At 59.3% G+C, this 14,346-nt stretch carries 7 protein-coding genes; 1 reads left to right on the top strand and 6 read right to left on the bottom strand.

What is annotated here, in order from left to right; all coding sequences use genetic code 11:
- Positions 1–313 precede the first annotated feature (313 nt).
- Positions 314–1,867 (top strand): 4-hydroxyphenylacetate 3-hydroxylase N-terminal domain-containing protein, encoded by a 1,554-nt coding sequence (locus JJB09_RS09590; RefSeq protein WP_201656655.1) that lies wholly within the window; start codon positions 314–316, stop codon positions 1,865–1,867.
- Positions 1,868–2,093: 226 nt separating this feature from the next.
- Here JJB09_RS09590 and JJB09_RS09595 read toward each other — a convergent pair whose 3' ends face one another.
- From JJB09_RS09595 to JJB09_RS09620, 6 genes are all read right to left on the bottom strand, one after another.
- On the bottom strand, positions 2,094–3,191 hold the full coding sequence (locus JJB09_RS09595) for a GSCFA domain-containing protein (protein WP_201656658.1): 1,098 nt from the start codon (positions 3,189–3,191) through the stop codon (positions 2,094–2,096).
- Positions 3,192–3,587: 396 nt separating this feature from the next.
- Positions 3,588–5,447: a DNA helicase RecQ gene (gene recQ / locus JJB09_RS09600; protein WP_201656661.1), complete on the bottom strand. Its 1,860-nt coding sequence runs from the start codon at positions 5,445–5,447 to the stop codon at positions 3,588–3,590.
- Positions 5,448–5,624: 177 nt separating this feature from the next.
- On the bottom strand, positions 5,625–10,406 hold the full coding sequence (locus tag JJB09_RS09605; RefSeq protein WP_201656663.1) for an NAD-glutamate dehydrogenase domain-containing protein: 4,782 nt from the start codon (positions 10,404–10,406) through the stop codon (positions 5,625–5,627).
- A 330-nt stretch (positions 10,407–10,736) separates the two neighbouring features.
- Positions 10,737–11,099 (bottom strand): cupin domain-containing protein, encoded by a 363-nt coding sequence (locus tag JJB09_RS26905; RefSeq protein WP_201656665.1) that lies wholly within the window; start codon positions 11,097–11,099, stop codon positions 10,737–10,739.
- 27 nt (positions 11,100–11,126) lie between these two features.
- Positions 11,127–12,515: an NAD(P)/FAD-dependent oxidoreductase gene (locus JJB09_RS09615; RefSeq protein ID WP_201656666.1), complete on the bottom strand. Its 1,389-nt coding sequence runs from the start codon at positions 12,513–12,515 to the stop codon at positions 11,127–11,129.
- A gap of 143 nt (positions 12,516–12,658) precedes the next feature.
- Positions 12,659–14,326: an amidohydrolase gene (locus JJB09_RS09620; protein ID WP_201656668.1), complete on the bottom strand. Its 1,668-nt coding sequence runs from the start codon at positions 14,324–14,326 to the stop codon at positions 12,659–12,661.
- Positions 14,327–14,346 lie beyond the last annotated feature (20 nt).

Genomic DNA, 14,346 nt, shown 5'->3' on the forward strand with positions numbered 1-14,346 from the left:
GTTTATCAATAACGTCCAACGTGAACAGCGTGCGAACGCGGGCAACCTGCGCTCGGGAAATACCGTCGATGCCGGCGGACCGCCCGCAGGAGGCAGCATTCTTCCTGCGCTGGATGTCACTCCTGCCGAACACCTTCTTACTCACTATTCGGAAAAAAGGACCTCTTGGCACGGTATTGACCGATACCTTTTGGAATTTTCGAATTGCGCTATCGATGCCGTCCAGGTTCTGCTCCTCGCGGCGGTCATGGGAAGACCACTGCAACCGATCTCGGGAGAAGAATGCGACAGATTTTTTGCTAGGGAGGATATCATGGACGTACATATCGGCAGCAAGACCGCGGCCTATACCGGGGCGGAATATATCGACAGCCTGAAGGATTCTCGTGAAATCTACATTCACGGCGAACGTGTCAAGGATGTTACGACCCATCCCGGGTTCCGGAACTCCGTCAGGATGGTGGCGCGTTGGTATGACAAGTTCCATGAGGCGAAGGACAAGATCGGCGTCATGACCGACAACGGATCGGGCAACCTGACCCACCCGTTCTTCATTGGCGACAAATCCGCCGCGGACTGTGTCAAGAGCCGCGATGCGGTCGCGGAACTGCAGCGCGTCGCCTATGGCTGGATGGGCCGTTCACCCGACTACAAGGCGTCGTTTCTCGGGACGCTCGGCGCTAATTCAGGATTTTACGGCGAGTACGCGCAGAATGCCAAGAACTGGTATTCCAAGTCGCAAGACAGGCTGGACTATTGGAACCATGCCATCGTCAATCCGCCGATCGATCGCCACAAGGCGATCGAAGAGGTCCGCGACGTATTCATCCATGTCGAAAAGGAAACCGATGCCGGCCTGGTGGTCTCGGGCGCGAAGGTCGTGGCGACCGGCTCCGCTCTGACGCATTACAATTTCATCGCCCATTACGGCATTCCGATCAAGGACAAGTCATTCGCAGTGCTTTTCACCGCTCCGATGGGCTCGAGCGGCGTGAAGCTGATTTCGCGGACGTCCTATGAGCTGAATGCAGCAGTCGCAGGTACGCCCTTCGACTATCCGCTGTCGTCACGTGTTGACGAGAACGATTCGATCCTGGTGTTCGACAAGGTTCTCGTGCCTTGGGAAAACGTCTTCATCAATGGCGATATCGAGAAGCTGAACATGTTCTTCCCGGCATCCGGCTTTGTTCCGCGCTTCACGCTGCACGGATGCACGCGGCTTGCGGTGAAGCTCGAATTCATCGCCGGACTGTTTTCGAAAGCAGTCGAGGCGACGGGTTCCAAGGATTTCCGCGGCGTTCAGACGGCGGTCGGCGAAGTCTTGGCTTGGGTCAATCTGTTCAAGGGCCTCAGCGATGCCATGGTGCACAATCCGATCCCTTGGGAAGGCACGCAGGGCTATGTTCTGCCGAACGTGTTCACCGGACTATCTTACCGCGTCTTCGCGCCCATGGCCTATGGTCGCATCAAGGAACTGATCGAGCGGCATGTTGCCTCCGGGCTAATCTATCTGCCCGGATCGTCGCTCGATTTCGAAAGCGAGGCAGTGCGCCCCTATCTCGAGCGTTTCGTGCGCGGTTCCAACGGCTATGCGGCGATCGACCGCGTCAAGCTGCTAAAACTCCTGTGGGATGCGCTGGGTTCGGAATTCGGCGGTCGCCATGAACTCTATGAAACCAACTATGCCGGCAATTACGAAAACATTCGCATCGAGACCCTTCTCACGGCCCAGGCGACTGGCCAACTCGATGCGATGCACAAATTCGCCGAAGAATGCATGAGCGAATATGATCTCGGCGGCTGGACCAAGTCGGACCTGATCAATCCCTGGGACGTCAATGTCCTGAAGGCCGTCGCCAAAATGTAATTTTGGCGCGCTCCGGCGGATAATTCCGCCGGAGCGCCGCCTATAGCGATATGTCGGGCGCACCCACTGGGATTTTACCGATGTCTCCGAGTAGGAGGCTTTCCCTACCGGCAACTTGCAGCCCGCAAGACACTCCGCGCCCGCGCTACGCCTTCCGCCGGCACGTCGTGAAGATCGAACACTAGAAAAGGGGTAGGAAACTCAAATCGATGCAACAACACTGCCTTCAACTCTTCGAAGATCTGTGCGTCCTTTTTGTATCGTCATCCTGACCCGGTCGAGCAACCGCTCCGCCACCCCTGGGCGAAAAGGTCCGCGGCACCGCAAAATGACCGTCACAGGCCACCTGATAGTCAAGCAATTGTGCTTGGGCAAAGCTCGCATCCAAATCATCGTCCGAGATGCTCGAATTGCAGAAGTACTTCTCGAAGATCCGCATATTGATATCGATCACATGCGCGTGCGGATGCTTCCGATCCTCCATGAAAGGGCTCATGAACAGACCCGTGACAACCTCGTAAGACGGGAAGTAGTGGGTGTATGTATCGGTGCCCGCGGGGCCCTGCATGAACTCGTCAATCGCCGCCCGCAGAACGGATTTTGATACTGCATTGGCGCTGATGCAGCTCATGTCTCTGAACGTTGCAGTCAACGGCACCGGAGATAGCGTGAAGATCAATCTGGCGTCCGGACGATACTTCCGAATGAGCAAGCGGATACGTTCAAGATTGGAACTGTTCTCCGCGACGCTGCTAACTCTGAACTTGTGCCGCGCCGGGTCGAAATTCTCCTTGGGCACTGCTCGCCAAAAAACGGACTGCGTCGGCTCATCGAACCAGACCTCGGAAAGCCCGAGTGTAATAATGAAAACGTCACACTCATTCAGCATGTCCACGGTGCTCTGGCGCACTGCTTCGTCATATCCGAAGACCTCGGCCTTGTAGCCGTGCCACAGGTCGACCTGCGGCACCTTGCCTTCCCAGGCCCATTCAAACTGCTGAAGGATGGCGAAGGTGTTAACCATTCCATCCCCCATCCAGCTGATGTAATTCTTTCTTCCGGTCTTGGTGAGGACGTTGTAACCGCGATCAACAAGGTATTGCTGGATGTTGGAGGCAAAGCACGAGCCGAAGGGCACGATCGGCGTCTCCTTGGAAATCGGAGGTACGTCGGGAAGCAAGCCGTTTACGACATAATCCCTCAGGAAGCCGGATCTGGTGAGGCTTTCATCCGTGGGATGGAAATTGGCAGTGTCGCCACGGAAGAACGTATAAGTGGTCTTTTTGACTTGGCCATCTTGTTCGTATTTTATGAAATCGCTCATTGATGCCTCTCGAAGTTTGGCTGCATCTATGAATGACAAATACCTGCCGTCAAGGTCGCCACCCGGGCGACCACGCGCCGACTTTGTCCTTCATCCGATGTTTTGCGTGGACGACGATGCGTTGATGCTTCCAGCTTCATCGCTATTTGAACGTGCTGCGAATTGGGTGGAGAAGCATTTTCACATCATGTTGACCAGCATCTTAAGGCGTTCCCCAGTTTCTGCAACATCGAGCCATATCCGGTGCGCAGGTATCGCAATTCGTGCTCGACCTCAAACCACGGCAACGGCTTGGTTTGGCAATGCCGGTCGTCCATATCGTGCGCTTACTCAAAGCTGGCGATGACCGCAGAGTTTCCGCACATCCCGATGCTGCGGCTTTCCCGGGTCGCCTCCCTATCTCTGGTGCGCCCGAATTACCTTCAGGAAGGCATCGCCATAGCGCTCCAGCTTTGACTGGCCAACGCCTGAGATGCCGAGCAGGGCGTCGCGGCTCGTCGGCCGGTCGGTCGCGAATGCGACCAAGGTTGTGTCGGGAAAGACGACGTAGGGTGGGACCGAGAGTTCCTTGGCGATCGCCATGCGTGCGGCGCGCAGCGCCTCGAAAAGCTCCATATCGGACCCTTCCAGCGCAGCTTTGGCATTGGCCGAACTCGGTGACGCCGATCTCGATGCCTTTCCCTTGGTCGGCCGGTCCGTGCGGAAGCGAACCTCGCGTTCGCGTTTGAAGACGGCACGGGCCTCGGGCTCCAGCTTGAGTGCGCCGTAGGCCTCGTGATCGACGCTGATGAAGCCGGCGGCGAGAAGCTGGCGATAGACCGACTGCCAGGTTTTGGAAGCAATCTCCTTGCCCGCACCGAACACCGGCATATCGGCGTGGCCGAAGCGGGTGGTCTTCTCATTCTCGTTGCCCAGCAGCACGTCGATGAGGTGGCCGGTGCCGAAGCGCTCGCCAGTCCGGTAGATCGCCGCCAATGCCTTGATGGCAGCGTCGGTGCCGTCCCAGGTTTCGACGGGTTTGAGGCAGGTGTCGCAATTGCCGCATCCACCCGCATGCGCCTCGCCGAAATGGCCGAGGATTGCCTGCCGGCGGCAGCCGGGAGTTTCGCAGATTGCAAGCAGCGCATTGAGCTTGGCGCGTTCGACACGCTTGATATCGTCGCCCGAGGTGCCGCCGTCGATCATTCGTCCGCGCTGGATGACATCGGCCATGCCATAGGCCATCCAGACATCCGACGGCAGTCCGTCGCGCCCGGCGCGGCCGGTTTCCTGATAATAGGCCTCGACCGAGCCCGGCAGATCGAGATGGGCGACATAGCGCACGTTCGGCTTGTCGATGCCCATGCCGAAAGCAACGGTGGCGACCAGGCAAAGATCCTCCTCCTTCAGGAAGGCATCCTGATTGGCGTCGCGAACGCTACGGTCCATACCGGCGTGATAGGCGAGCGAGCGCACCCCTTGGGCGTTCAGCCATTCGGCCGTGTCCTCGACCTTGGCGCGCGACAGGCAGTAGACGATGCCGCTTACCCCTTGGTGGCGCGACAGGAAGCGTAAAAGCTGCTGGCGCGGCTGGTCGCGCTCGACGATCTCATAGGCGATGTTGGGGCGGTCGAACGAGGTCGTGAACACCTCCGCCGAACCAAGCGCCAGTTTGTCGATGATATCTTCGCGGGTATGGGGATCGGCCGTCGCCGTCAACGCCATGCGCGGCACGCCGGGATAAGATTCGGCGAGTTGGCCGAGTTCTCGATATTCCGGCCGGAAATCGTGCCCCCATTGGGAAACGCAATGCGCTTCGTCTATGGCAAACAGCGCAATCCTCGCATCGCCGATCATCTCCTTGAAGGCGGGCGTGACGATGCGCTCGGGCGTGACGTAGAGCAGATCAAGCTCGCCGCTGGCAATGGCGCGGCGGACATCTACGAACTCTTCGCGCGTCAGGGAGGAATTGAGCGCGGCGGCGCGCACACCCAGCTGTTTTAGCGCCTCCACCTGGTCGCGCATCAGCGCGATCAACGGCGAAACGACAATGCCGACACCATCGCGGCAGAGCGCCGGAATTTGGAAGCACAGCGATTTGCCTGCACCGGTCGGAAACAGCACGACCGCATCGCCACCCGAGACCACCTGGCTGACCACGGCAGCCTGCTTGCCCCGGAAAGAGGAGTAGCCGTAGACCCGCTTGAGGATGGCAAGCGGATTTCGGGTGCCCTCGTCGTCAAACAGGGGATCGATGCGGTCTTGTAGCTGCGTCATGGGGTCGCTTTCGTAAGAGGACCCCGTTATGGCACAAGTAGAGCGCAGGCCGCGAGTGCCTGCGGGAACGGTACCCAAATTAATGTCGCCCCCCGGGAAAAGTGACTCTGACGCTCCACAAGATCCACACCGCGGCGCTACGTCCGGCTCTTAGGCGGTACGTGCCAAAGCGCAAATCTAATCCTTTCTCACCATGTCGCGTGCAAGATCGGTCAGCAAACCGGCGGCAACGGTCATCCGCGCAAGATTCAGGTCGCCGCTGTCGCTGAGGCCAGACAGCTCCTCGGCAATGCGATTGATGCGGACACGATCTTCAGCGTGCCAGGCCTGTACCGGCAGTTTCTCTTTGCCGTAGTCCGCGAGTGCCGCAATGACGATGTCGCGCCGGGAACTGGCGATCTGGTCGATGCTGCGAGCCAGAGCCAGATTTTCATAGTGGTCCGAGGTGACGATCCTGCTGCCTGCAACGAGAAGGCGGCCGACACGGAAAGTCTGCGACACGGCAAAGTAGCTTTCGGCGGCGCGTGCGAGCGGCTCGCCGGTGCGATCGGCAATCTGCATGATCTCCGGCACCAGTGCCAGGCTCAAGAGACCGGCAATTTCCTCGGCAAGCTTCTCCGGCACTCCGGCCTCCTGATACTCGGCCTTGCGTGCGGCGATTTCCGGCGGCATCTGGCTGGCGAAAATCGGCTTGAGTTTCTTGAGAGCGACCTGAACCCGGCTGACGATTTCCGACGTATCACCCTTCAGCGTGCCGGTCTTCAGAAGCAGGCGCGTCAGCAGCGTGAAGACATGGCCGGTTTCCTCATAGATGCGGTTTTGCATCTGGCCGGAGATTCGACCGTCAAGTGCATCCGTTTCAGTCCAGAGCCGCGCAAGGTCGAAACCATCACGGGCGACGATCGAGGCCCGTACCACGTCCGATGCCGAGGCCGCGGTCGCGTCCATCATGCTGACAGCAAAGGCCGGGCCACCGCGGTTGATCGCCTCGTTGGCCAGAACGGTTGCAACGATTTCACGCTTCAGCCGATGGCCAGCAATATCGGCAGCATGCGATTTCTGCATTTTGGCCGGGAAGTATTCGGCAAGGGTCGCGGCGAAATAGGGATCATCAGGCAATTGGCTTGCCACCAGCGCGTCGAAGAGCACGATCTTGGCATAGGACAGCAGAACACCGATCTCCGGACGGGTTAGCGGCTTTCCGGCGGCGTAGCGTTCGGAAAAAGCAACATCATCAGGCAGTGTTTCAACTTTGCGGTTCAGTTGCTTGGCGCTTTCGAGCACGGTCATGAAGCGTGCGAGCTCCAGCCCGTTTGCCGTACCCTTGCGTTCAGTCAGCGAAATCGCCAACGATTGCAGGTAGTTATTGCGAAGAACGAGCGCGGCAACCTCTTCGGTCATCGACGGCAGAAGCTGGTCGCGCTTTGCCCGTGTCAGCCGTCCATCGTGCATGGCTGCGGCAAGCGCAATCTTGATGTTCACCTCGACGTCCGAGGTGTTGACGCCGGCTGAGTTGTCGATGGCGTCGGAGTTGCACCGTCCGCCGTTCAGACAATAGGCGATACGCCCCCTCTGCGTGACGCCGAGATTGGCGCCCTCGCCGATCACCTTGGCGCGCACCTCCTCAGCAGCAATGCGGATCGGATCGTTGGCGCGGTCGCCGACTGCAGCGTCCGATTCCGCCAGCGATTTGACATATGTGCCGATGCCGCCGAACCAGAGCAGATCAACCGGGCTCCTGAGGATCGCGGTCATGATCTCGAACGGCGTCGCAACGGTCTTGTCGATGCCGATCGCGGAGGCCGCCTCCGGTGTCAGCGTCACGGATTTCGAAGCGCGCGAAATGATCATGGCTCCCTTCGACAGGATGGTCTTGTCGAAATCCTGCCAGCTGGAGCGAGCGAGATTGAACAGCCGCTGCCGTTCGGCAAGCGTTTTGTCCATATCCGGATCCGGATCGATGAAGATGTCGCGATGGTCGAAAGCGGCGACAAGCCGGATTTTCGGCGAAAGCAGCATGCCATTGCCGAAGACATCGCCGGACATGTCGCCGACACCGGCCACCGTGAAAGGCATGGTCTGGATATCGATATCCATCTCGCGGAAATGGCGCTTGACCGTTTCCCAGGCGCCGCGAGCCGTGATGCCCATCTTCTTGTGGTCGTAACCCGCCGAGCCGCCGGAGGCGAAAGCATCGTCCAGCCAGAAGCCTGCTTCCTGCGCCAGGGCATTGGCGGTATCGGAAAAGGTTGCCGTGCCCTTGTCAGCCGCGACGACGAAGTAGGGATCGTCGCCGTCGAGGCGAACGGTGTCTGGTGGCGGCACGATATCGAAGCCTGAAATATTGTCGGTGATCGACAGCAGCGTGCGGATGTAAGTCTTGTAGGCATCGCGGCCGGCGTTGAAGATCTCGTCGCGGTTGCCGCCGACAGGAAGTTTCTTCGGATAGAAGCCGCCCTTGGCACCAACAGGCACAATGACAGCATTCTTGACCTGCTGGGCCTTCACCAAACCCAGCACTTCCGTCCGGTAATCCTCTGCGCGATCCGACCAGCGCAGTCCACCGCGCGCCACCCGTCCAAACCGCAAGTGCACGCCTTCGACTTCGACGCCGTATACGAAGATCTCCCGGAACGGCCGTGGTTCCGGCAGCCCGTCGACCAGCATCGGATCGAGCTTGATTGCGAGCATCGCCTTCGGCGAGCCATCCGGATTGCGCTGGAAGTAGTTGGTGCGAAGCGTCGCGTCGATGCTGTTGACATAACGGCGAAGGATGCGGTCATCGTCGAGGCTTGGCACTTCGGCGAGAGCTGTTTCGATCATTGCGTGCAGGTCTTCGAGCGTCTTTGGGCGGGACTTTTCGGCCAGCTTGGTGTCGAACGCATCATGGAAGAGGCGGAACATGGCAGCGGCAATGGCCGGATATTTATCCAGTGTCGCGGCAATATAATCCTGCGAGTAGGCGATGCCTGCCTGACGCAGATAACGCGCATAGGCCCGCAGCACATTGGTTTCGCGCGCCGACAAACCCGCAGACAGGATCAGCCGATTGAAGCTGTCATTGTCGATCGTCTCGTCAAAGGCGGAAACGAAGGCTTCTTCCAATGCGGCCCCGTGCCGCTCCAGATCAATCGTGCCGCCGTTGCGGGCTTCGATTTCCATATCGTGCAGGACGACGAGTGTCGTCACACCCTCGGCAGCCGGCACCTCTATATCGAATGTTTGCTCGCTGACGACGTTGAAGCCGAGATTTTCAAGGAGCGGAACGCGACGTGACAGTGCCAGTTGGCCGCCAGCGTGGAAGATCTTCAGCGACAGGACCGGGTCGGGCTCTTCCTCGCGGTAATAGAATTCGATGCGGATCGGCTCGCCGCCAGCGCAGGCAAGGATGTTGGCGAGATCGGATACAGTTTCTTCGGGTGTGAAGGAATCCTGAAAGGCGTTGCTGACGCCGATCGCCGGGGCCTTGTGTCCCGCCAGTGCCTGGAAGCGATCGTCCCAACGCGCGGTGATGCCGCGGATCGTCTCTTCGAGCTTCGCCTGGGGAATTCGCGGTGTCTCGCCGCCTGAGCGTCCGATGATGAAATGCACGCGCGCGACCCCACCTTCGGGAAAGGCCGGATAGTAGGCGGAGACGCGGCCGTCATAGACGGTCTTCAAATAGGTGCCGATCTTCTCGCGGACAATGGAATCATACTCTTCGCGCGGCACGTAGACGATGACCGAGACGAAACGGTCGAAGTGGTCGATGCGCGGCAGCACCCGCACCCGCGGCCGGTCCGCCAGATCATTGATCTGCTCGGCGAAGGTTGCCAACAAAGTCGTATCGATCTGGAAGAGATCGTCACGCGGATAGTATTCCAGCGTATTGGCCAGCATGCGGCCCGAATGGCTCATCGGGTCGAAGCCAAAGTGGGCCTTTACCCGCTCGATCTTCGAGCGCAGCAGTGGGATCTCGTCTGCGGCCGACGTGTAGGCCGTCGACGTGAAGAGGCCGACAATGCGCAGCTCGCCGGTGACGTTGCCCATGTCGTCGAAACGCTTGACGCCCACGTAGTCCATGTAGCTGCGTCGGTGTACGACCGATTTGACGTTGGCCTTGGTAACGATCAGGAAATCCTCGCCATCGAGAAATGCGAGGATTTCGGGCGTGGTGGTCACGGCATCCTTGCCCGCGCGCAAGACGCGCACATCCGGATCCGACAGGATGCCGAGACCAGCACCTTCGTCGCGCTCGACTTTCGCATGCAATCCCCTGCCGGAATAGATATATTCCCGCATGCCGAGGAACGTGAAGTTCTCGTCGCGCAACCATCTGAGGAACGCGAGTGCCTCGTCGCGATCGGCCCTGTTGTAGCCCGCACTATAGGCCGATAGCTCGGCAATCACCGCATCCAGCTTGGTGAGCATCGGCCTCCAGTCGGTGACGGTAAGCCGTACCTGTTCCAGCACCGATTTCACGCGCTTCGTCAGCTCGGCAGATTGTAGCGTTGTCAGAGGCGCGAGGTGAATTTGAATGTGACTGACGCGATTTGCCGGAGCACCCCGACGTTCGGCTGAATAGAGTTCCGGAGCCTTGCCTTCCTCGGTCACCAAGATTGGATGAACCGCCATATGGAGATCGCGATAGCTGCTTGTCACCTCCCCCATGACCGACTCGTAGAGGAACGGCATGTTGTGGTCAGTCACGGAAAGCACGGAGACAGCCACTCCGCCCGGCTCGACGTTCGCGATCGGTTCGATGCTGACGCGCGGCACCTTGCCGTTCCATCTGGCGAGCTCACCGGCCGAGTGCACGGCCGCATATGCCAGCATTTCAGGAGTATATTGTTTGAGATCGTCGTCGCTGGCCCGTTTGAAGAGAATTTCGGGGTCGAGGTAAAGACCGCCGGTCGCTGCAGCAACTTTCGCCGCAATGTCGAATTGCTTTTCCCGCTTGGCATCAAGTCTTTCAGCCACTGATCTCTCCTCCGCTTGGCATGCTCCGTTGGTCAAGATACCCGGCGATCGTGGCCACTGCCACTTTTCAATTCATGTTTCGGAAATTATTCTTTTACACCCCCGCAGCGAGGAACACCCTTCGCTACAACTCGCACAACTAACCCGAACGGAACCGAGGACCCACCGCCTTGGCAAGATCCAATGTCGCGCCGCGGTCGTAGGCATCTGCTACACCCTGTGTAAACGCCAGAGTTGAAGGGGCAGTTCGACTAGAATGCTCCGGATGCGCGTCTGCATTCCTAGATACATATCACGTCACACAAACAGGCCGGAGGCGTGACAGCACCGTTAGGCTTTGGCAAGGATGAAAAACACCTTGCGAACCGGCGTCAGATTTTCCCAAGTTCCTTCAAAGCCTGCCGACACCACGAAGGTATCACCTGGACCAAACACGCGAGATATGCCTGCCTTATCGGTAAGCCGCACGGAGCCTTCAAGGATATGGCACAGCTCGTCATAATCGCAATGGCAGCGCTCGAGATGCGGTTCAGCCTCCCAGATGCCCGCGATCGCCCCTCGATCCCGCGCCTCGAAATGGCGCCAGCTCTGCGCGCGATAGGGCGTATCGACGACGGTCGGGTCGGATGTTTCCGTGGTGCGCGGCGCAATTTTCGCAGCGTCAAATCCAATGACATTGGCTGGATCGGTCACTTTCAGTCCTCTTTCTTGTTCGTAGCCTTAGGAAGCAAAGCCGACGCCGATGCGATCGAGCGCGCGCAACATCGGGGAACGCCGGCCGGTCTCATCCTCGCGAGCAAGATCGCGTTGGGTCCACCGGACGGCAATGTCGCAGAATGGCTCCGGTGGGAAGGGCACAGGACGGCTGCGCAACATCCGCAATTCCGTCCGCTCGGTACGCTTTCCCTCAAGAAGATCGAGCATCGCCAATGCCGCGAAACGCGAGGCCGATACGCCTTGGCCGGTGAAGCCGAGCGCATAGGCAAGATGGCCAGCGTACGCGGTTCCGGCAAAAAACGTCGTGCGTGCTGACGTGTCGATAATGCCGCCCCAGCGATGGTCGAACCGTACCCCTGCGAGCGCCGGGAATGCCGCCGAAAAGTTGGCCTCGAGTGTCGCAAAGCTTTTCGCGCGATCCAGCAGTTCAGGGTCTCGGCGTCCGCCGCGATGATAGATTGCATCAAACCCGCCCCAAAGAATCCGGTTGTCTGCCGTTTTCCGGGAGTAATGGAACTGATTTCCGCAGTCTGCCACGCCGTAATTGCCACTCCATCCGATGGATCGGAACTGTTCGTCGGACAACGGCTCGGTCACGAGCGAATAATCGAACACGGGAAGAATGGTCGGGCGCAGACGGCGCAGCAGCGGAATATCGGCATTCGTTGCCAAAGCCACTTTGGGCGCCTTCAATATCGCGTCAGGAGTGCCAAGATAGATGTGGTCGTTCCGTCGCGAGATCGAGGTCACTCTCGAGTTTTCGTGGATTGCAACTCCGGCGGCAAGGCAGGCCGCGCGAAGGCCGGAAACGAGTTTTCCAGGGTGAACAAGTGCATAATTCGGTTCGAAAAGGCCAGCGACATAGAGCGGGCTGTCCAGTCGCTCCGCGAGATCGCGCCCCGCCAAAAGCTGCGCATCGATGCCGAAGGAGCCATAGAGCTCCTTCATTGCCCGGAGGGAATCGACCTGCCACGGCTTCGCCGCCACGTTCAGCTTGCCGGAACGCTGGAACTCGGCGTCAATGCCGTAAGTGCCGAGATCGGCTTCAAGCGCGTCAAGGTTCTGCCGGCCCAGACGAACGAGGGTTTCGGCCTCCCCCGGCCATCGTGCGACCGCATTGGCTACACCATGCGAAATGCTCGGCGCGCAGAATCCACCGTTGCGGCCGCTGGCAGCCTCGCCGCAACATGCGGCCTCGATCACCACGATTTGCGCATCAGGCCAGCGCTCTCGTGCCTTCAACGCGCTCCAGAGCCCTACGAACCCGCCGCCGACAATGGCGATGTCGGCAGATGTGTCCTGCGCCAGCGGCGGGCAAATGGTCTGCTCGGGCAGTCCCTGCCGCCAAACCGGAAAGCGAAACGCGTCATCAAAGTGGGATTGGCCAGACATCATATTTCCTTGGATACAGGCTGCGTAATTCAATGCCGGACATACCAGCCCCCTGCTCGGCTGAAATGTCAGGCGTCCCAATCCCATTGGTTCCGGTTCGTGCTACGCCCAATCCCACTTGCATGGCAATCCCGGTTTTCCGGTCACGCCTCCCAAGTCACCGCGCCTCCGCAAATCGTCATGCGCGCAGTCGCCTGCCCGAGTGCCTCCGGTTCCAGCGCCTCGATATCCATATCCATGAGCACGACGTCCGCGAGCATCCCGGGTCGAAGCCTGCCGAGCCGGTCTTCCGCAAATTGCGCATAGGCATTGCCGGCGGTGTAGGAATACAAGCTCTCTTCCAGGCTCTGCGATTGCGGTTCCCATGGGGCCGGCATCTCGACGGGCACGACTGCGGCCCGGATATTGCCCATGGCATCCACCGGCATGACGGGCCAATCCGTCGAGAATATCACCTTCGCGCCGCTGTCACGGAGCTGCTGACCGGCAAAAGCAAAAGGCTTCTGTTCCGGGTAAAGCAGACTGTTCAAGCCCTCCTTATCGAAGAAACCGCCAAACGGCGCATGACCGGGCTGAAGGGACGCGATGACATCAAGCTCTGCAAAACGCGGCAAATCATCAGGATGCAGCGTTTCGATATGCTCTATCCTGTGCCTGGAGTCGCGTGATCCGTTGGCTGAGCGGGCTGCCTCGAACCCGTCAAGGACCCGGCGCACAGCCAGATCGCCGATGGCATGCACTGCGATCTGGAAACCCAACGCATCAGCTCGAATGCAGGCCTCGTTGAACTCCTCTACCCCGAAGACCGCGTCGCCATGGTGAGTGGTTCCCGGGTAGGGGCGGACCATCAATGCCGTCCGGCTTTTGATTACCCCATCCAGGAACATCTTCACGCGGCGGCACCAGAGCATGTCATCGTTCCACCGGCGGCGCATCTCCTCCGCCTCCGCGAAGCGCTCGAGGCCGTCGGTGTTCTTGAAGTGGAACGGAACTTCGACGCGGCAGACAAGACGGCCCTCGGAGCGAAGCTCGTCCAGCAATTCAAGAGTATAGAAATTGCCGTCCATGTTATGCAGGCCGGTGATGCCGTGGCGGGCACAGTGTAGCAGCCCTTGAGCAAGGGCTTCCTTGTCTCGAGCCCGCTGTTCAAGCGTGGGCGTTGGAACCGGATCAGCCCCGGTGGTCATGCCGGCCAGTTCACGCCCGCCGAAACGTGTGCGCAGAAGGATAGCGGCGAATGCACTGGCTTCCCGCAACTCGCCTGTAGCCCTGCCATCCGCCGCCATCACGATTTCGGCGCCCTGGTCGACCGCTGCTCCATGAAGAATGCCGGCCAGTTCCAGCGCCGATGTGTTTGCCCAGACCGTATGATGGTCAGTTGAAATCATGGCGAAGGGTCGGTCAGGGGACACCAGATCGAGGTCTTGCCGCGTTGGGTGACGGTCGGGGCCGATTACCTGATAACTTGCCCCAACACCGAACAGGATTTCATCGTCGGGATACTGGATCGAATATGCGGAAACCAAATCACGCAGCTTTTCGATGCCGTATACCCCGGCGAGATCGAGATAGCCGAGTTCCGCCGCGCCGGCGAACAGGTGAACGTGACTGTCGATGAAGCCGGGCAGAATGGTCGCTCCCATTGCGTCGATGATGCGCGTATCTTCGGTGGCGAGTGCCCGCATATCGCTTGAACCGCCAACCGCCACGATCTTGTTGCCGGAGATTGCCACGGCTTGGGCGCGAGGCTGTTCAGGGTCGAACGTAATGGCTTTGCCGTTCAAAATTATCAAGTCGGGCCTTACGACCATTTCCAGCTCCATCATTCTTT

The organism is Phytoamicus setariae, assembly GCF_016722925.1.
Lineage (GTDB): Bacteria > Pseudomonadota > Alphaproteobacteria > Rhizobiales > Rhizobiaceae > Rhizobium_E > Rhizobium_E setariae.

What these genes read in the sequence shown, in the direction of transcription:
- JJB09_RS09620 (WP_201656668.1), bottom strand. Translation starts at nt 14,326, where the DNA reads ATGGTCGTAAGGCCCGACTTGATAATTTTGAACGGCAAAGCCATTACG.
- JJB09_RS09595 (WP_201656658.1), bottom strand. Translation starts at nt 3,191, where the DNA reads ATGAGCGATTTCATAAAATACGAACAAGATGGCCAAGTCAAAAAGACC.
- JJB09_RS09590 (WP_201656655.1), top strand. Translation starts at nt 314, where the DNA reads ATGGACGTACATATCGGCAGCAAGACCGCGGCCTATACCGGGGCGGAA.
- recQ (WP_201656661.1), bottom strand. Translation starts at nt 5,447, where the DNA reads ATGACGCAGCTACAAGACCGCATCGATCCCCTGTTTGACGACGAGGGC.
- JJB09_RS09615 (WP_201656666.1), bottom strand. Translation starts at nt 12,515, where the DNA reads ATGTCTGGCCAATCCCACTTTGATGACGCGTTTCGCTTTCCGGTTTGG.